Source organism: Arthrobacter sp. 05L417 (genome assembly GCF_056397865.1).
The window spans coordinates 241176-264502 of the sequence record NZ_JBFTOG010000003.1 but is presented as its reverse complement, the minus strand read 5'-3'; the positions used below and the strand labels follow the sequence as shown (position 1 = coordinate 264502).

The following is a 23327-nucleotide window of genomic DNA, read 5'->3' as shown; positions in this document are numbered from 1 at the left end:
ACTACTTGGTTTTCCGGGGCTACTAGCGCGGAATATCCCCGCTCCACGGGGCCTCCAGGCGAAGTGCCAAGGCGTCGTTTCCAGGCCGGTTCCTTCGTCGGATTTGCATCCGCTGTTACCACCCTGTGATCTAACTGTGTAAGCTGGTGCCGCAAGAGTAAGTTCCGGCTGGCTACTTCTGGGGAGTTGAAGCGCAGCCGATTTCCGTAACCACTCTGTCGTGACACACCATTTGGCCGTGTACGACGCTGCGGCGCGTTCGGCCGCAGATCGCCTTACCCATTGCCCAGGTCTCGTATGTCTATGTCCCCAACAGATATGTCACCCAAAATATGAAACACCTGTTCACAGCACTCGTCGCCTTGGCGGTCCTTGCCTTCGGCGGGTTCGCCACCATGTCCGCTGTCCAGTCATCACACAAATCCTCCTACCAGGCCGGCGACCGCGATTCATATTCGCGGCCGAGCTCGTCGCCTTCCGCTTCATCCGCGCCAACGCGCACCTCCACCCCGGCGCCGACGCCGGCCCCTACCAAGGTCACGACGCCGTCGAGCACGCCCGCTCCGGCCGCACCGTCTGCTTCCGCTCCAGCCGCAGGCGCACCCGCACCAACGGCAGCGCCCCTGCCCGTCACGGGAACATACCCGCTGCACACCAACATCGTGAGCACCACCTTCTGGGTGGGCGAGATCTTCAATGCCAGCCTCTCGGACGGCTCCCAGGTCTGCTCCACGTACAACGGCCAGTGGGCTCTGCAGCACACCGGCATCAACATGGGAACCACTCCGTCGAGCGCGAGCGGTTGCCCCGGCAGCACTTACGGCGGTTGTGACGGAGTCAGTTCCGGGACCGGCACGAGCTTCAAATGCGCCACGGAACAGCGCGTTGCCAGTAATGGGTACTTCCCGCTGCACCAGCCCAAGCCTTTGCAGAACCCGTTCTACCTGGACCTGCCTTACGACGACGTCAATGACAGTGTCGCCTTCGCCGAGCGTTGCAACGTGATTCCGTGGGCCGCCGCGGACAACGCCAAAACGGGCGTCAACCATTGCGCGGACTCGAGCTACAGCTACATGAAAAACGCATGGGTCCAGATCACCGGCCCCAATGGCAGCGTCTGCTACGGACAAGTCGAAGATGCCGGCCCGTCCAGCGGCTCCCTTTACCACGATTCCGCCTACGTCTTCGGTGCGAACAACGCGCGTCCTGCCAACAAGCAGTTCTCCGGCGACCCGAGCCAGGGTGCGGGCATGGATGTGTCACCTGCCTTGAACGGCTGCCTGGGCTTCGCTGATCTGGACGGCGACAACGACCACGTATCGTGGCGTTTCGTTGACCGCGCCAGTGTGCCCGCCGGTCCGTGGCTCTCTGTTGTCACCACCGCGGGAGTGACCAACTAACGCGACACGCGTTCCCAGGTCCCTGAGGGTCAACCGGACACTACATACTCCGGGAGTGCCGGACGCCCACGCCACACAGCCGCGATGGCTGTGTAGCGTGGGCGTCCGTGTGTCCGCTCACTTCGCCAGATTGTGCGCTAGCCCGTCCGCACGACGGAAGGCCCCGGCGTCGAGACTTCCTGGGGTTGGCGCTGGATCCTCCGGACCGGGCTGACCCACACTCCCGACGAACTCGACGAGTACGCCCTGGGCAGGACCTGGAGGCAGATGACTGCGTCCAGGATCCGCATCAGCGGAAACAGGGGCGCCATCAACAGAAAACGCGGGTTGCGCATCGAAACTGCGGCAAGGACTGTCAGGAAAAGGTCCGGCAGGAAGACCCCAATGAGGACGTCCTGGGGCCGCAGGACACCCGACAGAAAGACAAAAACGTCCGATCGATTGCCAAAAATCCACACCTCGACAGCAGCGAGGGACGATAGCAGGAAAGCCGGCACCAGAAGCACGAAGAAGAGGCAGCTGGCTACGAGTTCAACAATGTACAAACCCAGGACAAACCAGAATCGGCTGAACTGCAGGCCGTGCCGCCTGACGGTCTGCCAGAAACCGAGTATCCACCGCCGCACCTGCTTGATGTAGTCCTTCAGATTGTCCGGATCCTGGGTGTACGCAACAGCGGCCGAGGGATGGAATGCGATCCGTCCCAGCTTTTTTGCATGGATTTCAAACGTCATGTTGAAGTCTTCGATCACCAGTCCGGGCGCCAAGACCTCTATTTTCGCGAGCGCGCTGGTTCTGTACATGCTGGCAAATCCAGGCACGATGGAGACGACATTGGCGCCCTGGGCTGCCTGGCCGTACTTGAGCAGGAGTTGGACCGCGATGTACAAACGCTCCCGGTAGGCCACAAGGAAGCGGCCCATCGCCGTCGGAGGTGCCGGGCTCATGATTGACTTGGCCCGTCCCGCGACGGCGACCACCGCGGGGTCGTCAAAGAGCGGGAGCCCCGTTTCGAGATAATCCGGCATCGGGCGGGTGTCTGCGTCCAGGAGCATGACCACCTTGAACCGCCTGCACAGATCGAAATGGGCGATGCCCGCCGCGAGTGCACCTGCCTTGCCACGGTTCGGTTCCAGGTCAAGGACCTTCACCCCGGCGGCCCGCGCAATGGCCGCAGTGTCATCGGTGGACATGTCCGAAACGACGTGGATGTTGCGTCGAGGGACTAAAGCGGACGCGGCAAGGATTGTCTCGCTGATGACCAAAGCCTCGTTGTGGGCGGCCATGAGGACCGCGACATTCGCCGGGGAGATCCGCACTCCCTTTGCGCGATGGCGGGCGCGTTGACGTCGAGGGATCGGCGCGTTGACGCCGCGCAGCAAGGCGATCCACCCGCGGATCCGGAAGGACAATTCCCGGGCCCGCCACGACTCCTCACCCGCGAGACGGACCAGCCCGGCAAGAGACCAAAAGATCGTGCTGACTCCCAGAACCAAAAAGATCGAAAGAACTATCACGGCGACGGTGCTCCCACAGTGTCGTACATTTCGTAATCGTCGGTAGCAAGCTGGCCATCACTGAAGAGGTTCATTCCAAAGCTGATGGCCTCGGCTCCTGCCGGAACGGGCGGCGTTTCCCAGATCGCCTGCTCGTAACTGGTGTTGGCCGTAAACCACGGACTGGCTGTCCAATAGGTCCACGTGCCCAGCTTGTTGCGGTAATAGACTTCAAATTGGGTCTTCGCGTTGGACTGGTACCACGCCCTGAGCGAATAGCTGTGGCCTGCACTCACGCTCGGAGCGCATGCTCCGAGATCGAGGACGGGAAGCAATTTGGCGTCACCGGAGGCGTATTCGGTCACGTCCAGGCGACGGGCCACCGCACCGGTGCGACCTGGAGTCAAAGTGCTCAGAACGACGGCGTTCTTGCCGTAGGACGACACCTGCCAGCATTGCGGCAAGCCGTACTTTCCAGCAGTTTCGAGCCCCGGATTCCGAATGGCGTTCTGTCCCGGTGCTGCCGGAGCGGCCACGGGACCGTTCACCACGGGTTTCGCCACGCCGCCGATCACGTCGTGTACCGTGCGCACGGCCATCGTCCCTGGTTGGGTCTTGGCCGCCAGCCAGGTGGCGAACTGTTCGAACAACGCGGGGCTGATGGAGCGGGGACTGCCGCTGTTGTCGATGTCGTAGAAGGTCAGTTGTAACCAGCCGCCGGCCTTTTCGGCTTGCGCTACGGTCGCCTCAAGGTCGGCCAACGTCCATTTGCTGCCGACCTCCGAGGTCGCCCGCGTCCGGAACAAGTCGGCGGGGCGGACAGTTTCTGCTGCCGCGCAGCCGACGCAGTCAACAGGAGTGCTGATCTCGCCGAGGCCTCGCGCGCTGTTGTAGCCGCATCCGGCGACCAGTTCCTCCGATTTCGGCGTTGAAGCCGCAAACGGATAGGCAAAGGAAGTGACCTTAAAGCCCCAGTCCGTGAGGTTCACCCGATCGTTGCAAATCTGTCTCGACGCTTCATCGGGTTCTACGGAGGTCACATCGGCAAGGGTGACTGTGTGGCCACCGATTTCATTCTGGTCCGCGGCCAGGCTATGGAGATTGTCCGTTGTCATGTAGTCAGGTGCGCCAACAAAGCCCGAGTCGATGAAAAAGGTGCCCCGGAGTCCGTGGTCCTTCAGGATCCGGGCCGCCTCCATCTGGCTCGCCCGGCCCGCATCGAACGTCAAGCTGACAGAAGAGAGCGGGGCGATAGAAGGTGTGGGGGTATTGTTCGCGGACCCACCGACGGGAGCTTGGCTTCCGTTGATCAGCGATGTTGCGCCCGTCAACAAGAGCAACACCGACACCCACGAGGCAGCCCATAGACCTGCCCGCTTCCTCGAAGTGCGGACCGGGCCGGATGCGATGCCCTTCACCCGGGGACTCATTGCCAACCCGAGTTGCCGGGATTCCTGAAGGGGCCGGTGGCGACTGGGGGAAGCCTCGGTCTCAAAGGCTTATTCACCACCGGCCCCCGCTCAGGGACCCTCTCTGCGAGGGCGCGCTGCCGTCCGGCAGCACCGTCAATTGGCGCTGGGTCCATAGGAGGGACTGTGCTGTATCCCCAAAGAACAGGCTCGGACTCGAGGCAAACGCCTTCTCGGATGAATCCGCCGCGTCCTGATGCCGTTCGGACCAGAGAGTCCGTTTCCATTGTGAGACCTGTCTCTCCCCCGTTGCCCTCAACCAACTGACACCATCAGCGTATGAATTAGGGAGGCAACGGACACGAGTAGGCTCTACCCGTCTTTACACTCAACCTTGGCGTCCGGACAGCACCACTACTCGTGCGCTACGCGCCGAAACCACGGGGATCAAACCCGGGGGCGCGGGCAGGGGCGAATCCGGTCTGTTCATGGTCAAATGGTGCAATCAGGGCAGTCGGAGTTTAAGGATGGCGGAGAGCGTGTCCAGGAAACAGGGAAGCGGCACGTCCGTTTCGGCTGGGGCGGGCGGCGCGCGGGACGTCCGTCGCTTGTCGCCCCAAGCCAATGGACCTCGCCGCCGGCTGTCAGGTTTCGCCCGGGCCTGCATTGCCGCAGTCCTTGTGGTGGTGGGGATGGGAGGCATCCTCGTGTGGCGGTTTACTACGGACGCAAACGGTTCCCTCGAGCCCCCGTGGTTTTCCGGCTACGTCGACGTCACTGTGGTCCCTCAATACGCTTTCGAGACACCCGTGGGCGAGGGCACCAAGAATGTCACTCTGGCGTTTGTGGTGGCAATGGCTGGACAGGCCTGCACACCGAGTTGGGGTAGCACATACAGCCTCGATGCCGCGAAGACCTCACTCAAGCTCGAAGAACGTATCGCCAAGCTCCGGTCGAACGGCGGCGCCTTCGCTGTGTCCTTCGGCGGCTCAGTGAACAGTGAGCTCGCCAACTCCTGCCAGAACGCAACAGATCTGGAAAGGGCCTACCGGGCCGTCCTCGAACGCTACAACCCCGCAACCATCGACTTTGACATCGAGGGCGACAACCTTGCGGACAGCGCAGCCTGGCAGCGCCGCGCCGCAGCCGTCGCTGCCCTCCAGAAGGAGCGTGTCAAGGAAGGGCACGCCCTTTCAATTTGGCTGACCCTCCCGGTCACCCCGCAAGGGCTGACCGACGCCGGAACCTCAGCCGTTGACCAGATGCTCGCCGCCGGAGTCCAGCTGTCCGGGGTCAACATCATGACCATGAACTACGGTTCAAGCCGGAGTCAATCGCAGAGCATGCTCGATGCCGGAACCTCGGCGGCCCAGTCCACCAACGACCAGCTCAGCATCATCTATCAGCGTGCGGGGATTGCCCTTAACAGCGAACAGATCTGGGGAAAGATGGGATTGACCCCCATGATCGGCCGGAACGATCTCCCGGGCGAAGTGTTCGACCTTGATGCGGCCCGCGGATTGAACTCCTTCGCCATCAGCAAGGGGGTTCAACGAGTATCCATGTGGTCCCTGAACCGGGATATGTCGTGCCCGCAGGACACTCCAGAGGATCCGGCCAGCCACGTGTGCAGCGGCATCGATCAAGGAACCCAGCGCTTCTCCGATTTGTTGAGTGCAGGATTCCACGCCAAACTGCCTTGATCCCGCCGATCAAGAGAGGATCATGCCGGGCCAGTACGTTACGCCCTGTTCTGGTTCTTGCCGTCGGCCGGTCGGGCGAGGTGCCGGCCGTTGCCGTGCCGGAACAATTTCTTAAGCCACTGCATGGATACCTCCAGTTTTCGAGGGGCTGCTTGTACCGGGTTCCTGGGACGGCCCCGGCCGCCGTGGCTATTTCACTTGGCTGACCGTGACGATGTTCAGCCAGGGTCCAGCCGGAACCTGGTCCCGTGGCACGAACTGCCAGTCGACTTTGTCCGACTCGCCATCGAGCTCGGAGAAACCAAGGCACCCGTTGAGCGCAGGCGACACATCCATGCCGGCCCCGTTGAAGTTCTTGTTGGCTGGACGGGCATCATTCGAACCGAAGACGTAGTCCTTGTCGTGATACTGGCCCGGACCGGCATCTTCGATCTGTCCGTAGCATTCGCGGTTGCCCATCCGGATCCTGACCCATTGATTCTTCATGTAGCTGAAGGAACGGTTCTGGGCATTGCCAGCGAACCCGGGATCATTCGCCCATGGGATGACGCTGGCCCGTTCAGCAAAGGCGACGGGATCGTTGATGTCATCGAAAGGAAGATCGAGGTAGAACGGGTTCTCCTTCGGAGTCATGCTGGTCGGCGCGTATCCTTTTGCCTGGGCTCTCGCCTCGGTCTGGCAGCCGTTCTTCACGACGCCGTCGCAGCCTCCGTAGCTCTGCATCCATTGGGAGTCGTAAGTGGACATTACTTGGCTGCCATCTGCGGCCTTGGGATCAAAGATCTCGCCAACCCAAAAGGTCGTGGACACTATCCCGGTGTGCCAGGGATAGCGCCCGGCCGTCGTGGCTGATTGGGTCGGGCTCGGCGCCGGCCCTGGTCCGGTGCAGGCCGCCGTCAGCAGGGCCACGCAAAATGCAGTGCACACGGCCGGGCGGTTCCAACGCTTCACCGTCGATTTCGCCGGATTCACCATTCGCTCCCTTGGGACCTGTCTTACGTGCTTTTCGCAGTGTACGTGGCCTCGGGCGGGAGAACACCGGAAATTTGCTGGGAAATCCCACCCACTGTCCCTCAGGACGAGCCGCGGTCAACCCTTCGGGAAATCAATGTTGTAGCGGTACAAGAAGGCAGCCATGGCGTCACGGTTGATTGCGGTGGTTGGCCTGTACGTGCCGTCAGGGAAGCCGGTAGTGATGCCTGTGGATGCCAGCCAACGGATCTCGTTGTAGAACGGAGCGCCGGCCGGCACATCGGAGAAGGTTGGTGCGTTCGCCGGCACAGAGGGACGGCCCTTGAGACGATAGAGGAACGCTGCCATCGCGGCCCGGCTGACGGCCTCACCTGGGTGGTAGGTTCCGTCCGGGTACCCCGTGGTGATGCCTGTGGATGCCAGCCAACGGATCTCGTTGTAGAACGGAGCGCCGGCTGGCACATCGGAGAACGTGGGCGCGTTCGCCGGCACTACAGGGCTTCCGGAGAAACGGTAGAGGAACGCTGCCATGGCTTCGCGGGTGATTGACGTGAGGGGACGGTAGGTGTTGTCAGGCCAACCTTGCGAAATCAAGTTGTTCGACAGCCAACTGATTTCCTCATAGAACGCCGTGGTAGGAGTGACGTCTATGAAGTGCTTGATACCTGCACTGTCATAGAGTTCAAAGTCGTCCGTGATCAAGGTGCCGTTGCCGAGCAGGTTCAAGCCCATGCTGACGGCCGAAGCACCGGCTGGAAGCGCGGGCGAGGTCCACGTAGCGTGGGCCCATGCGGTCGACGCAGGGAAATACGGGCTAGCGGTCCAATACGTCCACGTTCCCAGCCCCGTGCGGTAATACAGTTCGAATTGGGTCGTCGTCGTCGACGTATACCAGGCTTTCATCTCATAGGTGTGGCCGGGAGTCGCACTTGGCGCGCACTCGCCCAGGTCGAGGGTTGGCACTAGCTTGGCGTCCCCGCTGACATAGGCCGACATCACGAGCTGCTCGGCATGGGTCCCGGTGGTGCCTCCATGCCCGGGGGTTACCGTGGTGAAGGCCGAAGTGTGGCTGCCGTAGTTGCCCTGGGCCCAGCACTGCGGCAGTCCCGAAGCTACCGGCCCAGCGGTTTCCATGCTCGCATTCTTGACGAGGTTCCCCGCGGTGACGGGAGGCGGTGCGGGCGGCCCGGCGACAACGGGTTTGACGGCTCCGCCAAGCGTCTCCTGGACCGTCTGGACGGCGATCCGTCCGGCGGCCTTCTCCGCGGCGAGCCACTGTACATACTGGGTGAAGAGCGCGGTGGAAACCGTCAGGGGATCCGCGATTCCTGACGTCGGATCGATACCGGTGCCGATGTGGTGGAACGTCACCTGCACCCAGCCGCCGCCGGGCTCGGCCTTGGTGACCAGGTTCTGCAGGTCGGTCAAGGTCCAGGTGTTGTCCACTTCGTCCGGAGCCTTTGTGTCATAAGGATCGGCGGGAGGAAGGGTCTCAGCGAATCCCAGCCCTGCACTTCCGGGCACCTTGCTTTCCAGGTCACCGAGCCCGCGGGCGCTGTTGTATCCGCAGGCGGCGACGGTGGTTTCCACTGCCGGGGTCAGGGAAGCGAAGGGGTACGCGAAGTTGGTGACGTTGGTGAATCCCATGTTGGTGAGATTGACCCTGTCATTGCAGATCTGGCGTGTGACCTCGTCCGCACCCATTTGGGCCAGGTCCGGGTGGGTGACTGTGTGGCCGCCGATCTCGTTTCCGTCCGCCTGCAACGCCAGTGCTTCCTGGGTTGTCATGTAGCCCGGAGCGTTGAGGAAGCCCGACGGCGTAAAGAACGTGCCCTTGAGCCCGTTGCTTTTGAGGATAGCCGCAGCGGGAATCTGATCTGCGTTGGCGTCGTCGAAAGTCAGGGTAATGATGGTGTTCGGCGCCGCGTGGGCGGCCGGTACCGCTATCCCAAAGACAGACGTTGACATCAGGACGCTCAGAACGCCTGCGAGCCAACGCGACTTTCCCTTGGGGCTCAAGCGTTCGGCCCTGTGGCGAGGTTGAGACAAAGACGCCCCCCAGATTCGTTTCATTTGCACTCAGCCTTTCTCTTCACGGTACTTCTTCACTTGAACGACTTCAGTCGAACGACGCCGCTTCAGTCGGCACGGCTTGTTCTGGCCCGCATCAAGACGCGAGGGTGATCTTCCAACGTGCGGGATCCAGGACTTTTGCCGGCTTGTAGTCGGCCGCGACGTTGAGGATGATTTCATCCAAGGTGGTCTTCGGCTCGAAGCCAACAAGCCCGAAAGACTTGCTGTTGTCCGGAACCCGCCGGCGCATGTCCTCGTAGCCTTCCGAGTACGCCTGCTCATAGGGCACCAAGGTGATGGCGCTGCCGCTCCCAAGGAGTTCAACGATCCTTTCGGCCAACGTCAGGATTGAAATCTCGTAACTGCCGCCGAGGTTGTAGGCATTTCCGTAGGCAAGCGGCTCCTCGGAAATGCGGACGATGGCGGGAACGATATCGCCCACGTAGGAGAAGCACCTCGTCTGGTGGCCGTCTCCATATACCGTCAGGGGCTCACCGAGGAGCGCCTGCCGCACAAGTCGCGGAACAACCATTCCATAGCGGCCTGTCTGCCGCGGGCCTACTGTGTTGAAGAGCCGCACGATGGCAACCGGCAACCCGAATTGGCGCCAGTATGCATGGGCAAATGCCTCGTCAATGCCCTTGGCCGCAGCGTAGGTCCACCGGGATTTGAGCGCGGATCCCAGGATGCGGTCCGCTTCCTCCGAGAGGCTGTCCGAGGTGTTCTTGCCGTAGATCTCGCTTGTGGACGCCAGCAAGAGCGAGGCACCTGATTCCAGGACCGCGTCCAGGACCACTTCGGTGCCATGGATATTCGTGCGGAGGCTCTCCAACGGGTGGTCGACAATCAAGTTCACCCCAACAGCGGCGGCCAGATGGAAGACCCTGTCGGCACCCGCCACGACCCTGTCCACCGCATCCCGGTCGAGAATGGTGCCCTCGACGAAATGGAAGTTCCTGTGGCCGATGACGCCCTTGAGATTCTCCAAGCGTCCGGTCGACAAGTTGTCCAGCACGGCGACTTCGTCCCCGGCTGCCAACAAGTGCTCAACAAGGTGGCTTCCTATGAAACCGGCACCGCCGGTGATTGCTGTTTTCATTACTCCTGCTTCCGTCGAAAACCTGGTGGATCTAGAGCCGGGTTACGTTGTCGGCTTTGGGCAAGCGGTACGTCGTGTCCAGGACTGCTGATGCTCCGGCCAGCCAGTCAAGTTCCATCCGGCTGTGCCTCGTGTGCAGGATCACCAGATCCGCGCCCCAGTCAGCAGGCGATTGCTCGGATTCGAGCGTCCCGCCGTGGCCATCCGGAGCCGTCTGGCACCAAGGATCGGAGAATGCCACTTCCGCTCCGTCGGCGATCAAGGCGGAGATGATCTCCAGTGCCGGGGATTCCCGGAGATCTTCGACATCGGGCTTGTACGCGACTCCGAGCACCATGACGCGGGCACCGGCAACACCGTGGTTGCGGTCCGACAGGATGCGCCGGGCCTTCTCCACCACTTGGTGCGGCCTGCCTGCAATCCCTGCCATCGCTTGCTCGATCACCGGAGCCGTCAAGCGGGCCTTGCGCAATTGCCACAGCAAGTAGTGGGGGTCGCACGGTATGCAGTGTCCGCCGACCCCAGGGCCGGGAGTGAACGCCATGAATCCATATGGCTTGGTGGAAGCCGCATCGATAACGTCCATGACCTCCATATTGAGTTCGTGGCAGATATCGGCGAATTCGTTCGCCAAGGCGATATTGACGGCCCGGAAGGTGTTCTCCACCAGCTTGGTCATTTCGGCGACATCCGCCGACGGTACAACGTGGACCAGCTTGGTGCTGGCGCTCAGAAGCCGTTCGGCAACTTCGCCGCAGGCCGGGGTCACGCCGCCGACTACACGGGGAACGTCTTCGTGGGAGAACGAATCCACGCCAGGGTTGATGCGCTCCGGTGAAAAGGCCACGAACACATCGCGGCCCGGAATAAGTCCCTTGGCAGCCAGGGGCAAAGCCAGAAGGTCGCGGGTGGATCCGACGTACGTTGTAGAGGTCAGCATCAGCAACTGGCCAGTAGTGGCGAAATCGACCACCGAGGCACACGCCGCCCGGAGAATGCCAAGGTCCGGGACCAAGTACTCGTCTACGGGAGTGGGAACGCACACAACCACCGCCGCCGCGCGGGCAAGCAACGACAAATCGCTGCTCAGCATGAAGGTCGGGTCCAGGAGTGCGTTGCTGAGCCGCTCCCTGTCCGAGTCGAGGAGATCTGCCCGTTGCTCGCGGATCACGGCCAGGCGGGCATCGGACACGTCGAGGCCCAGAACGCGCCGGCCGGAGGCGTTGATGGCCAGGGCCGTGGGCAGGCCGACATAGCCCATGCCCACGATCGCGACGTCGAAAGTAAAGGCCTGGTCCTGTGTGCTTGTCCGTGTTCCCGCGCCCTCCGGCCAAGCTGGGGCCTGCGTGTGCAAGGACTGCGAGCTCCCGCTGGGCTCTGCCTTGAGGGTCTTTACCTTCGTGTTCGGTGCCATGGTCAGTCGACCTCCCGGTGCCTGTTGTCTCCAGTGTGAAAGAAAGCCGGCGGCGAAACGGGATGTGCCCTGGTCTCAGAGGGCACATGACCGCTCGCCGCCGGCTCGATTGTGGGGGTACCCGCCGAAAGCGGGAGACCGGTCGCATTGGAGCTGACTTCTCGCCGGATTACCGGGTGGTTTTCCTGGAGCAAAGAATTCTTCCTGCGTTTCATCTCGAGACCCACTTATCCCCAAATGAGTGGCGGTTGCCATCAGGAAAAGCGTATTAACGAACCCCTAGGGCGGGCGCGAGTGGGCTATACCCGTCTTTGGATGCGCGGCCCCTTCCGGGGCCATTGACTACCCGTCCGGGCGCTTTTCACCACTCGATTTAGTACTCGCTTTAAGGCCTCGCGCCATTCATTGCAGCGGACGACGGCGGAAGGAGGCTTCGGGGAAGCGGTCACCCCAAGCAGTGGGCAAGGAAGCCGCGCGTGCGGCTAGCCCAGGCCCTGCGTGCCGTGGGCACCGTTCATCAAATCTTCCCGGTGGCTGATGCCAAGCTTGGCAAACATTCGGTACAGATGACCTTCAACGGTGCGCAATGACAAGCCCAGGCTAAGCGCGATGTCCTTGTTGCTCGAACCCGACTGCACGAGCGTTGCAATTTCCTGTTCGCGGCGGGTCAGCTTCTGGAGATCCGGGGAACCGCCTTCAAGGGCCGGGCCGGCCTTGTCGAGGGCAGCGGTGCGGCGCTTGAGGAGTCGCTGTCCCTCCAGCTGGCGCGCCTTGTCACCCCTGCTTTCCAGGATCCGCAAGGCGTGGCCGGCGCAATCAGCTGCGGCCAACTCCAGTCCGTCCCTGGCGGCCGATTCACTCAGCTCAATGAGGCGGTCCGCGTCCTTGTGCGCAAGGGCAAGCCCGACGCTCAGGGCAAACTCAGCCGTCCGGCCTTCGCTGCCCTCGGCTACTGCTATCAGCCGACGCGCCACACCCGTGTCTCCCAGCCTCAGGATCAACATCAGGATGTCGATCTCGGCGCCGATCGCTCCGTCCGCGGCCGCGGAATCCGCGAGGGACATGAGTCTCGCAATCGCCGTCTGCGATCCGGTATGTTCGGCTCGCGCTACGGCCGCATGACCTTGCGCAAGCAGCGACGGATGCACGCCTTCCCGGATCAATGCGTCGTACTCGCCTGAGTACGTCATGGCCGTGTCCCGGCGTTTCAGGATCGACGCCGCGTAGGCGGCGGCAGCAACGGCGTCGGGCAGGTCGCTTCCCATGTCGGAGACCCGCAGCATGCTGACCGCCTGGCGAAGCCGGGGCAGCGCCACCCCCAGGTCTCCCCTGCGCAGGTCCACCATTCCTGCGGCCAGGTGCAGCATCCCGCCTGAATAGATCAGGGAGTTCGGTGCCTGCGAAACATGGTTCTTGAGGAACGTTTCAAGAACGCCGAACTCACCTGCCTGGTGCAAGGCCAGAATGTAGCGGCGCATCACCATTCCTGCGTACTGGAGGCTCCAGTCGCCGCTTGTGGAAACCATCTCCTGTATTTCCATCAGGATCTGGATGGCGGAAACCGGGCGTCCTGTGACAGCCAGGGCCTCGGCGAGGAGGGTGCCCGCCACGAGGCGGGACTCGTCGTCGTCCGTTTCCTTCCAGATCTGGCGAAGCTCACGCTCTGTCTCGACGTAGTGGCCTTCGGCTTGGAGGCCTTCCAGCGAGAGGAGCCTGCTTCCCAGCTTCCCGCGTTCCAGTTCACCAGGGTCGATCCCCTGACGGGATTCGGCGAGCCTGGCCAGGGCCGCCTCCCATTCGTATGCTGCTTGTTTGATGGCGTTCGGCCCGACGCCTTGACGCCCGGCAAGCTGGGCCGCCAACATCGATGCCTGCCGGACCGTCCGCGGATCATTTGTCCTGTCCACCACTCCGGCAAGCGAGGACACCGATCCCCTGATGTCGCCCCGGTACCATTTGGCCCGCGCCACCTCCACCTGGGCTGCCAGCCTCAGCGAAGGATCCTTGATCGCGCCGGCTACCCGTTCCACGTAGCTGGGGATGAACAAGCGGTTGGCCAGCTGGGCTGCTTCCAGGATGTCGGAGTCCGGAACCTCGGTGCCTGATTCCAAACCCCAGGAGACGAAGCGCAGCAGTCCGTCCATGGTCTGCGGCTTGGCCCCCATGAGCTCCACGATGCGCCGCCGGATGGTCATGCTGTGGGCGGTCGGGACCAGCTGGCGGATCACTTCGCCAACCAGCGGCTGCGCCAGCCGGACGTGCCGGACGGGGTCGGACGCGATCTCGATGAAATGCAGCTCCTGCAGTTCATCCACGGCACTGGAGTCGCAAGCCTGTTGTACGACGTTCAGCGGGACAGGCTCCGCCAATGCCACGGTCTCGAGGGTCTCACGCTGCGCGGCTCCCAGCATCAGGATCTGGTTCCGCACGAGGTCCATCAAGCGCACGCTGGTTCCCCGCAGCTCGCCCGAAAGCATCCAGGCGTCGTTGCGGCAGACCAACTGGCCCAGCGACTTTGCATGCTCGATGAGTTCCAGCAGGAACATCGGGTTTCCGCCGGAGTACTTGCAGAGGACGGCGCTGGTGCCCTGGACGACGGGCGCTTCCAAGGCCTGGGCGCAAAGCTGGTTGACTTCCTGCTCGTTGAGCGGCTGCAAGTCGAATCGGTCCACGAGCCCCTCGGACCACATCGAGAAAACCTCGGCCGGCGGCGCAGGATACGGACGGCACAAGAATACGACTTTGGCGGCTTCCGCCGCCGCCAACTGCGCCAGGACAGCCACGCTGCTGTCATCGATATGGTGTGCGTCCTCCACGATCAGGACGGCGGGTGCCGGATGGGGCTGGCCTGCCGGGTTCAACGCCGCTACCACGGCCCTGAGGACTGACAACGGTTCATTGATCTGGCTTGGGGTCAAAGCCGTCAACAGCGGCGCCAAGGCGGCAAACGGCACGGAGGCCAGGGTGGGACCGGCAAAGACCCTGAAGGGGCGGACACGTTGCCCCAATTCATGGACCACTTCGTTAATCAGTGCCGTTTTGCCGATGCCCGCGTCGCCGAAAAGCAGGACCCCGGGGCCGTTGACATCGAGAAGGCAGTCGACAACGGCTGCCATCACGCTGAATCGTCCGACGAGCGCATCGGTCGAAACCACCTCAGTCATTTCGCACCACCTTCGACGTTGCCAAGGGCGAAGCTCAGCTCGGAGCGTTCCACGATTTTCAGCTTGCCGAAGATCTGGTAGAGATGCCCCTCCACCGTGCGTACTGAAACATGGAGCTTCGCGGCAATACTTTTGTTGCTCTCCCGGTTCGCCGCCAACTTGGCGATCTCCAACTCGCGGGAAGTCAACTTCAATCCCTCTTGGTTACCGCTTTGCGGTGTGCGCAAGCGCTGCCTGCACGTCTCCGCGAGTTGCCGCGCCTTCCTGAGGACCGTCTTGTCCAGCTGAACCTGGTCCAGGTGCAACACGGTCTCGGCGATATCGAAGGCGAACCTGTCGTTCTGCATGTCTTCGGCCAACCGTGCTGCCTCGAGAAGAAGCTCGGCGCTACCGGATATCGTCGCCCGTGCGTACGCAACGCACAGTTCAGCGAATCGTCCCTGGCAGCGGAGGGCCGAGTCCAACAGCCGTGGAGCAGCTGCGACCGCGCCAAGCCGGACGGCCGAACTGAGGCAAAAGATCTCGTGACCCGGGGCGCCCTCGTCCCGGTCGGCGTCGGCCAAGCGGAGGAGCTCCTCGATGGCGGCCTCCGGGCCGTTGATCCGATCCCGGGCCAACGCCGCGAGATACCTCTTCGTCCGCTCCTTCCGCCACGTCGGCCGGCGCAGCTGGGTGGACGCTTCCTTCAGGTAGCGCAGGGCCTGCTCGTGCTCGCCTTGCAAGGCGGAGGCGTAGGCCGCTGCCGTGCAGGCGACATCCAGCATGCCTTCATTGTCCTGGACCCGCAGCTGGCTAATCACCGGAATGAGCGCCTCCAAGCCGTCTTGGCCCCGTCCCTGAAGGCACCGGAAGATCGCTTTGGGAAGATCGATGGCCGTGGGCAATACCTCGGCCGCGGAGACCAAGAGCTCATCGCCTGGCTGGACCATTTCCGCCTCTTTGTCCCACCGTCCGGCAAGCACGAAGGCGAACCGCAGCCGCGATGTGGCGCGCCGGGCCGCGGCGACCGAAACAGCGGGGTCATGGCAGTCAGCCGTCAGCTGTTCTGCCATGTCCGCCGCCTCGGATTGCCGTCCCGTCAGGGCCCATGCCTCGCACAGCCAGCTTCCGGCGAGGAGGCGGAACTCCGTGCCGTGCGATTCAAAATCTTGAAGTACCTCTTCCAGCCTTGCTGCCATCTCAGCGTAGGAACCCGAATAGCTGGCGGCCTGCGATTCGGCCAGGACAAGTTGCTCCCGAAGCGTGGCGATGTCCTGACCTTCACCCGCCGTGATCGTTTCGTCTTCCAGCCGCCGGCGGACGTGTGCCAGCGTCTCGCAAGCTTGCGCCGTGGTTTCGGGAAGGGCCAGAAGGACCGAGGCCTCGGCCAGCTTGAGCCGGACCCATTCGGCAAGGCTGGCTTCATCGCCGGATCCGTCCTGGTGTTGCCTCAGCACGTCCCGGGCCCCGGCGGCATCCCCCAGCGTCATCAACGCACGGGCTTCCTCGGCTACTGCCCCGGGCACCGTGGAGTGGCCTGGAATGGACCGGACCAGGCGCAGGGCCAGCCGCGCATCAAGTTGCCGATTCGCCACTGCAGCAGCTTCAAGCGCTTCTTCCCTTCCCAGCTTGGCTCCGCAGTCCAATGCCCAAGAGGCCATGGACAGCAGCATGGAGCGTTGGCCGAGGCCCGGATCCATCGACTCAAGGAGCAGGCCCCGTAGTTCGTTGCTACGGCCGGGGGGAACGTTCGCCCGGACCACGTCTCCCACGAGCTGGCTTTGGAGGCGGGCCATCCTGGGCAGCGAATCGTCGACGACGAGGACGCTCCTTTTCTCAAGGGAATCCACATCGTCCGCCGAAGCGAGCGCCAGCAGGGATTCCAGGGGCACCGCCCTGGCCAGTGAAAGGATCTCCAGGACTTTGCGCTCACCGCCGCCCATCCGCCCAAGCCGCGTGGTGATGAGATCGGTGATTGCCCTGCCGTGCAGTTCGTTCCGGGATGTCAGGACCCAGACACCATCGCTTTTCAGAAGCGAACCGGATTCGGCGAGCTCCGCCGCGAGCATCTTGAGGTAGTGCGGGTTTCCCCCGCTGGCGGTCCACAGGGCATGGGCACCGGAAGGAGAGACTTGTGCCCCCAGCCCGGCCTCGAGCCAGGCATGCGATTCCTGGAAAGTCAGTGGTTTGAGGTCAATCCGGTGCAAGAACCCATCGCCGCAAAGCCGTGTGATCTCGCCGCAGAGCCGCTGCGGGTCCGTGCAGGTGAGGACAAGCTGTGCGGTGCCGTTCCTCGCGAGTTGGGCCACTGTCATAGCCGCCAACTCGTCAAGCTCGGCCGCGTTTTCAATGACCAGGTACACCGGCTTTCCCTCGGCGCGTTCACGGAGCAAGTTGGTGAGCGCCGACAGCACCAGGACGGGATGGGCCAGGTATCCGGGGTCAAGATCGCTCAAAAGGATATTGAGGGCGCCGTACGGTGATCTCGCCAATGCTGCGCTGCCGCGGATGACGACGACGAATGAGTTTCCGCGTAGTTCGTTGACCGCCCGAGTAGTCAAGTAGCTCTTGCCGCTGCCCGACGGACCCGTGACGAGCACCCCGCCTTTGGATGCTGCCAACGCAAGGGCGATGTCCTCAACAGCGGCTCTAGGTCCAATCGGCGGCCAGGCCGTCGAAATCGCCGGCTTGCCCTCGGTTCCGTCAGGTGCGGATGAAGCCGAGGATGCGTCGAATGCCTGGTACCGGGATCCCCCGGACCGAACGGCATGGACCGTAGATGCACTGCCTGCTGTCAACATGAGCGAGACCCCCAGTGATCGAGTGGTGACACCCCCCAATTAACCAGCTAGCCGTCAGGCCCACACCAGTAGTGAGTACTCGACTTTCATACCGCCGGATACTCGTATGCGGGTGTGAGTACCCCTGCCCCGGTTTGCGGGTACTCGTCGCTGGCAGTGGGACTTGTTCGAATCGAGAGTGCACTACTACTGCCCTGCGGCCGTTTCCGGCTTCAGCCTGTGCCCGACGCCCCCTGTGCGACGGCGGCAGCTCCGGCAAGTTCGTCCCTGCCGGTGATCCCCAACTTCGAATAGCACCTGTAGAGATGCCCTTCGACGGTCCGGACCGAGATAAGGAGCGTATCTGCAATCTGGCGGTCGCTGAGGCCCTGGACCGCGAGGTTGACGATGTCCCATTCCCTCCGGGTCAGCCTCGGAACCACGGACTCGTTCTGTGCCTCCTCGCTGCCCTGACCGAGTTCTTCGTTGCAACGGGCCAGCCCTGCGCGGGCAACCGCGCTGAGCTCTTTGGTCTGGCCGCGATCCGCTGCTCCCAGCGCCAAACCATAAGCCTTCGCGGCCAGGTGGTAGGCGGTGGCCGCCTGCAGCTTCTCTCCTGCGGACAGATACCGGGCGGCCCCTCCGAATTTGAGCGCGAGCCCGTATTCAGCGAGCGCATGCGCCCATTCGCCCTCCGTTGCGGCCGCGGTTTCACAAAACCGGTCCAGCCTGCTGGTGTCTCCCAGGCCAAGCGCAAGCTCCAGGGCATGAAGTTCAAGGTAGGTGGCGTTTTCCTTCGCTGCGTTGTCCGCGTTGAGGTGCAACGCCTCCACGCCGGAGCCGTCAGCGTTGAGGAGTTCAACTGCGGCCTCGAAAAAGCTGCTTGCCTGTGCCGCGAGAAGGTGGGTGCTGTGTTGTCCCCAGGACTTGTAGTCCGCCCGGAACCGTTCGGCTTCAGGCAACCCTGCGCCCGCTGCGGCATAGAAAGCCATGGCAGCACACAGCCCGAAGAGATTCTGCGGGTCGCTGTCCCTCAGGGCTTCAAGTCCCGCAGTCAGCAACGGCAAGGCGTCGGCGGATTTTCCCTGCCTGATGTCAATGTACCCGGCCACCACGTAGGCCGCCCCGCCGAAGGACGCCATCGAGACGCCGGACGATTCGTAGTACCTGTCGAGCAGCTTTTGTGCGTCGGCCCAGTCACCTACAGCCAACGCGCAAATGACGAGGCGCGCAGAGATGAACTCAGGGACGAAGAAGACGTCGTTCTCCTGGGGCTGCGCGAGGGCGGCAGCCTCCAGCACCAGCAGCTTTGCCTGGCGTCCCAAGCCGAGAGCGCAGAACATCTCTGCCTTCAGGGCCAGCGCCAAGGCCCTGAATAGCGGCGCCGAGGAACCTTCCACGGTTCCCGACTGAAGAAGCACGCGCTCCAGTTCAGGGCCCATCCTCTCGTAGTCGCCGTCCACGGAGCCGGCAAGCAGCCCGATGAGGGCGGCTGCGAGCGGCACCGCGGCTTTCGCCGCCGGCGTCCGCTGGCCCTGCAGGCCTGGCTGCTGTTCTCCCCACTCGCGGAGGACCTCGGCTTCTGACCGGATCAAGGAAGCAGGCTGCCCGACGGCGGCACGCGTAGCCGCGCGAAGGAGGCTGCCGGATACTACGTGGGAGGGTCCGGCGTCGGTATCCACTGTTTCCTGGGCCAGGACTGCCGCGGCCTCCTCCCGGCGGCCAAGATTGAAGTAGGAGCGGGCCATAACCGCCTGGGCAATCGATTGCCACTGCGTGTCCCGCACCGCAGCCGCCATGCGCAGCGCCGTCTCGCTCTGCAGGAGCCTTGCCGAAAGGACCGCGGCCCGGATCAAGAGACGATCGGGCACGTCCGCTCCGCAGTCAAGAGACCATGTCACCATCCGCAGCAAGGAATCCGGATTGTCCTCCAGAACATCCATCCGTGAGATCAGCTGCCGATGCAGTTGGAGGCTCTGTGCGGCCGGGACGATGCTACGAAGCACCTCGCCGTAGACCGGATTGACGAGCCGCAGGGTTGGCAACCCATTGCCTCCGGGCTTGATCAAATGCTGGTCCACCAACTCCTGGACGGCCGCTTCTCCGGCCACAACGTTAATCAGGGTCTCGTCCACCGGCTCCGCCAATGCAATCAAGCTCAAGGCTTCCCTGCCAGCGGCCGAAATGCGCATCAGCTGAAGTTTGACAACCGCCTCGAGCTTCACCGTGTGGACCGGTGCTGCAGCCGTTTTGAGCCACACACCGTGCCTCTGGACGAGGGTCCCCGAGCTCTCGGCTTCGCGGACAAGGGTCTTGAGCAGAAGGGTGTTTCCCCCTGCCTCTGTCCAGAACCCATGGCTCGTGCTGTTCAGGACGATTCCGCCCAGCAATGCCTCGCACAATTCGTGGCCTTGCTCTGCCGTCAGGGGCTCCAGGTCAAACCACTCGGCAGTTCCCTCGTGCCACAAGCGCAAGAGCGGCCCGGGAACTCCCGGCCGCGGAACGCATGCGGCCACGATTTTGGCCCAACCCGCCTGGACAAGCTCCGTCAGCATCGCGCACGTGGCATCGTCCAGGTAGTGCGCGTCGTCGACCAGCAGCAAAGCCGGCCCGGTACCTACGCGGATGCTTTCGAGGTGATCCCAAAGTGAGCGGAGCACAGCGACCCGGGAGGATATGTCGGCAAGCGAAAGATGGGCAAGAAACGGAGCGAGTACCCCATATGGGACAGCGGTCAGTGAAGGACTCCCGTGAATCGGGACTACCGCAAGGTCCCCGCCGAAGACACTGCCCAGCTGTGCCAGGAGAGATGACGCGCCGAGACCGGAATCGCCCACGATGAAGACGGCCGAACAATCGTCGGCACGCACCGCAGCGGTAATTCCGGGAAGCAAATGCCCATAGTCGAGCCACGGTTCAGCCGGCCTCGTACCGCTTTCTCCGACATGACCATGCACCGCCGCAGCGTTGTCATGACTGCGCGGTTCCTTCAAGCTCGCTCCTCGATGAGATTCCCATTTTCGTGAAGATTTGGTACAGGTGGCCTTCGACTGTGCGGACGGAAACTTGCAACTGGTTGGCTACCTCTTTGTTACTCAACCCTTGACTGGCCATCTTTGCAACCTGACGCTCCCTTTCCGTCAGTTCGGGTCCGAAAGTATGCGGTGTCAGGGGCAATACAGGCACGGTACCGACCAGGCGGTCCAGCCGTTGCTGGGCAAGCCTGGCGGACGCCGAATCGCCGGCTTCCCGGGCGATGTCCAGGGCCAGGACGGCACAGCGCGACTCCACCGCGTCCAACTTCAGTTCCTGGGCAACTGAAGCGGCAAGAAGCAGGGTCTTCGGGTCCTTCTTGCGGCTTCCCTCGGCCACCATCCGGTTCACTGCGGCCATCTTGCCTTGGCGGCGGGAGGAGACCTGCTCCAGGAGCAGCAACTCCTCCTCGGTACCGTGGACGGTGGCGCCGAAGAGGCTGATGGATGCCGTGGTGATCCGTCCTTTCGCCAAGTCCCGGTTGGCCGACTCGATGAGGCTTTGCTTCGCCCCGGGATCCTTCAACCAGCGTCGTGCCATCTTGACGCAGAATTCGGCCATCCATGCGGGGAACCATGCTGTCTCCCCTTGTCCCTTTTCCGCCAGTTCGAGAAACGTCCGGGATTCCTTCACGTCGCCGGCCTGCGCATAGGCAAAGGCAAGCGCCGAGTAGGCCAGCGCGGGTCCATAGTAGTTGCGTCTGATCTCCAGTTGCGCCTGGGCCCCCAGCAGGGTGTCGATGGCCACCGCAGCCCGTCCCGCATAGGTGTAGGAAACGCCCAAGGCAAGTTCGGCGGCTCCGCCAAGGTAGTGGATGTTCTTTGGTTGCTGATCGAGGGTCGCCGTCAGCATCCGGGCTAGTTCTTCCCACTGTCCGCTGCAGAGGAGTGCGGCAAACAAGCCTTCGGACAACCAGTTGTGCAAGCGCGGCCGCGCCTTTGCGCGCTGTATCTTGTGCTTCAACTCGCGCGCCAGCTCGATGGCTTCCATTTCCCGCCCAAGCACTGCCCAGGCCATGGTCAGCAGGCTCCCGCAGCTCAACCTTTGTTGAAGATCATTGCCATCCCGGTACTCCTGCTCCAAGGCCTCGGCAACTTCGGCATACTCGCCCTGATGGACCTGGAGCTCGAAACTCGCAAGCCTGAGCATCCCGCAGGCCCGTTCAATTTCCGTGGCATCCGCTCCGACTTCCTGCGATCGGCGGGAAAGATCCTCCTGGGCCTGGGCGATGAGGTCTGGTATCTGGAGGTGCCCGCCTGGAATCCACAACAGCGCACTGCAGAGCTCCTGGACGTAGTCCGCATAGTCGTACGCCGGGAGGCGCCGGAGCTGCTCGGGAGTCACATCCTTCAAAGCGGCCACCGCAGCCTCGTGCTCGGCCAGAATGACGTGGGAAACGCAGCGTTGCTGGGCCGCAGCCACCCATTCTTTGTCCTCGCGCCCGATCTGCCGGGCGCATTCCAAGGCGAACCAAGGATCGAATTGCCTGTTCGCTGCCGTCGCAGCCGCCAAGGCCACCCCGGGTTCAAGGGTTTCGCGGACGTTTAGCGTCGAAGAAGCAAAGCCCAGGAGGGCCTCCGCATCCAGGTCCCGGGAAATGCTGCCAATCACCCCGGCGGCAAGCCGCCGCAGTTCATTCCGCCGTGGCAAGTCCATCCAGCCTCGAATGACCTCGCCCATGTACTCGTCGCGCAGCGCCACCCGGCGGGAGCCGGACGGTTCGATGCGGAGGTAGCCGGACCACTCCATCTCCGCAACCACTTCAGGTTCGAGGACGTCCAACAGCACGGCGAGCGGGGCCGTTCGAATGAGGGCAAGTAGCTCCAGCGCTTCCTGGACGGCAGGGCTCTCCCGGGAAAGGCGGGAACGGACCAGGTCGGTCAGGACTTCCGCGGATGAAAGGTGGATTTCGCCTTTCATCGCCCAAACCTGCCCGGCCAGATGCAGGTTGCCTGAGCGGAGCTGCTCGGTGACGATGGCTTGGAGCACCAAGGGGTTTCCACCGCTGGACGCGTGCAATGCACTTGCCGCGGTTGCGGTCACCCGTTTTCCAAGGACGCCGGTCAGCAATTTGGCAACTTCCGAGCGGGAAAAAACCTGAAGCTGAACTTCTTCCAGGAGGCCGTCCTTCAACAACCTGATCAGGTCTTCCGGCATATCCGTCGCTTGGCGGACGGTGACGAGGACTTTCGCGGTCCCGCTAATTAACAAGTGCACCAGAAGTGCCGTGCTCATACTGTCCAAAGCAGGAAGTTCCGACAGGACCAACAGCACTTCGCGTCCCGCGGCGTCCGCACTTATCAAGTGCGATATGCCATAGATGGTCGCGCCAGGGGAATCTGCAGCATCTGCTGGAAGCCTCGCGACAAGATGGGCCAACGCCCCAAACGGAGAGTTGGCGTCCGTGGAGCCGTGGAGGTGGAGGACGTGGGTCTTTGGAGTGAGCCGGGCTTCAACCGAACGGGCAAAAGTCGCTTTGCCGACGCCCGGCGCGCCAACCACCACCACTCCATACAAAGACGGCTCGCCGAGCGCTTCAATAACCGTGTTCTGAAGATCCTGCCGGACAAGCGACGACCATTTTCGACGTTCAGCAGCGCCTAGTGCTTGCCGCTCCGTTGCGGGTCGCCCTATTTCAGATTCCGGTGTTGCTCGCAATTTAGATCACGCTACCTTCGCAGCTCTGGCGGACGTGACGTTCAGCGGGTCGTTTGCTTTAGAATTTCCTCTTCACCCCCAGCAGTGATTTGCAAAGTATCATAGCGATCCGCCCGAATCAATTAGCCAGACGACGAACCATCAGGG

12 protein-coding genes are annotated in these 23327 nt (G+C 62.8%); 2 read left to right on the top strand and 10 right to left on the bottom strand.

The genetic code is table 11. From position 1 onward, the window contains the following. The first annotated feature begins 332 nt into the window (after positions 1-332). Entirely contained in the window at positions 333-1400 is a 1068-nt protein-coding gene (locus AC1DJW_RS04545) for a hypothetical protein (protein ID WP_390279671.1), read from the top strand. A 137-nt stretch (positions 1401-1537) separates the two neighbouring features. Here the strand turns inward: AC1DJW_RS04545 and AC1DJW_RS04540 are convergent, their stop codons facing one another. Both AC1DJW_RS04540 and AC1DJW_RS04535 read right to left on the bottom strand, forming a co-directional pair. Further along, positions 1538-2917: a glycosyltransferase family 2 protein gene (locus AC1DJW_RS04540; RefSeq protein WP_390279669.1), complete on the bottom strand. Its 1380-nt coding sequence runs from the start codon at positions 2915-2917 to the stop codon at positions 1538-1540. Further along, positions 2914-4314 (bottom strand): polysaccharide deacetylase family protein, encoded by a 1401-nt coding sequence (locus AC1DJW_RS04535; protein ID WP_284752529.1) that lies wholly within the window; start codon positions 4312-4314, stop codon positions 2914-2916. Before AC1DJW_RS04535 ends, AC1DJW_RS04540 begins: the two co-directional genes overlap by 4 nt. Positions 4315-4844: 530 nt before the next feature. On the opposite strand from AC1DJW_RS04535, the gene AC1DJW_RS04530 reads away from it, so the two are divergent. Next, a complete protein-coding gene (locus AC1DJW_RS04530; RefSeq protein WP_284752528.1) occupies positions 4845-6008 on the top strand; it encodes a chitinase in 1164 nt (387 codons plus the stop codon). A gap of 189 nt (positions 6009-6197) precedes the next feature. Here AC1DJW_RS04530 and AC1DJW_RS04525 read toward each other — a convergent pair whose 3' ends face one another. The 8 genes from AC1DJW_RS04525 to AC1DJW_RS04490 form a co-directional block, all read right to left on the bottom strand. Then, positions 6198-6818: a hypothetical protein gene (locus tag AC1DJW_RS04525; RefSeq protein WP_390279667.1), complete on the bottom strand. Its 621-nt coding sequence runs from the start codon at positions 6816-6818 to the stop codon at positions 6198-6200. 279 nt (positions 6819-7097) lie between these two features. Beyond that, positions 7098-8948 (bottom strand): S-layer homology domain-containing protein, encoded by a 1851-nt coding sequence (locus tag AC1DJW_RS04520; RefSeq protein WP_476900821.1) that lies wholly within the window; start codon positions 8946-8948, stop codon positions 7098-7100. 199 nt (positions 8949-9147) lie between these two features. Continuing rightward, on the bottom strand, positions 9148-10152 hold the full coding sequence (locus AC1DJW_RS04515) for a dTDP-glucose 4,6-dehydratase (protein WP_459340609.1): 1005 nt from the start codon (positions 10150-10152) through the stop codon (positions 9148-9150). Positions 10153-10183: 31 nt separating this feature from the next. Beyond that, the gene (locus AC1DJW_RS04510) at positions 10184-11566 is read right to left on the bottom strand and encodes a nucleotide sugar dehydrogenase (RefSeq protein ID WP_476900820.1); all 1383 of its coding nucleotides are present in this window, start codon (positions 11564-11566) and stop codon (positions 10184-10186) included. A gap of 482 nt (positions 11567-12048) precedes the next feature. Continuing rightward, positions 12049-14730, bottom strand: coding sequence for a helix-turn-helix transcriptional regulator (locus AC1DJW_RS04505; RefSeq protein ID WP_459340611.1), 2682 nt, complete (start codon positions 14728-14730; stop codon positions 12049-12051). Beyond that, complete coding sequence (locus AC1DJW_RS04500; protein WP_284752522.1) at positions 14727-17510, bottom strand: LuxR C-terminal-related transcriptional regulator; 2784 nt, start codon at positions 17508-17510, stop codon at positions 14727-14729. Before AC1DJW_RS04500 ends, AC1DJW_RS04505 begins: the two co-directional genes overlap by 4 nt. 212 nt (positions 17511-17722) lie before the next feature. Then, a complete protein-coding gene (locus tag AC1DJW_RS04495; RefSeq protein WP_390279657.1) occupies positions 17723-20482 on the bottom strand; it encodes a LuxR C-terminal-related transcriptional regulator in 2760 nt (919 codons plus the stop codon). Continuing rightward, positions 20460-23024, bottom strand: a complete 2565-nt coding sequence (locus AC1DJW_RS04490) for a helix-turn-helix transcriptional regulator (RefSeq protein ID WP_476900819.1) — start codon at positions 23022-23024, stop codon at positions 20460-20462. Before AC1DJW_RS04490 ends, AC1DJW_RS04495 begins: the two co-directional genes overlap by 23 nt. Between the last annotated feature and the right edge of the window lie 303 nt (positions 23025-23327).

Coding starts and splice junctions, on each gene's coding strand:
- AC1DJW_RS04500 (WP_284752522.1), bottom strand. CDS start 17,510: ATGTTGACAGCAGGCAGTGCATCTACGGTCCATGCCGTTCGGTCCGGG.
- AC1DJW_RS04510 (WP_476900820.1), bottom strand. CDS start 11,566: ATGGCACCGAACACGAAGGTAAAGACCCTCAAGGCAGAGCCCAGCGGG.
- AC1DJW_RS04545 (WP_390279671.1), top strand. CDS start 333: ATGAAACACCTGTTCACAGCACTCGTCGCCTTGGCGGTCCTTGCCTTC.
- AC1DJW_RS04505 (WP_459340611.1), bottom strand. CDS start 14,730: ATGACTGAGGTGGTTTCGACCGATGCGCTCGTCGGACGATTCAGCGTG.
- AC1DJW_RS04520 (WP_476900821.1), bottom strand. CDS start 8,948: ATGTCAACGTCTGTCTTTGGGATAGCGGTACCGGCCGCCCACGCGGCG.
- AC1DJW_RS04515 (WP_459340609.1), bottom strand. CDS start 10,152: ATGAAAACAGCAATCACCGGCGGTGCCGGTTTCATAGGAAGCCACCTT.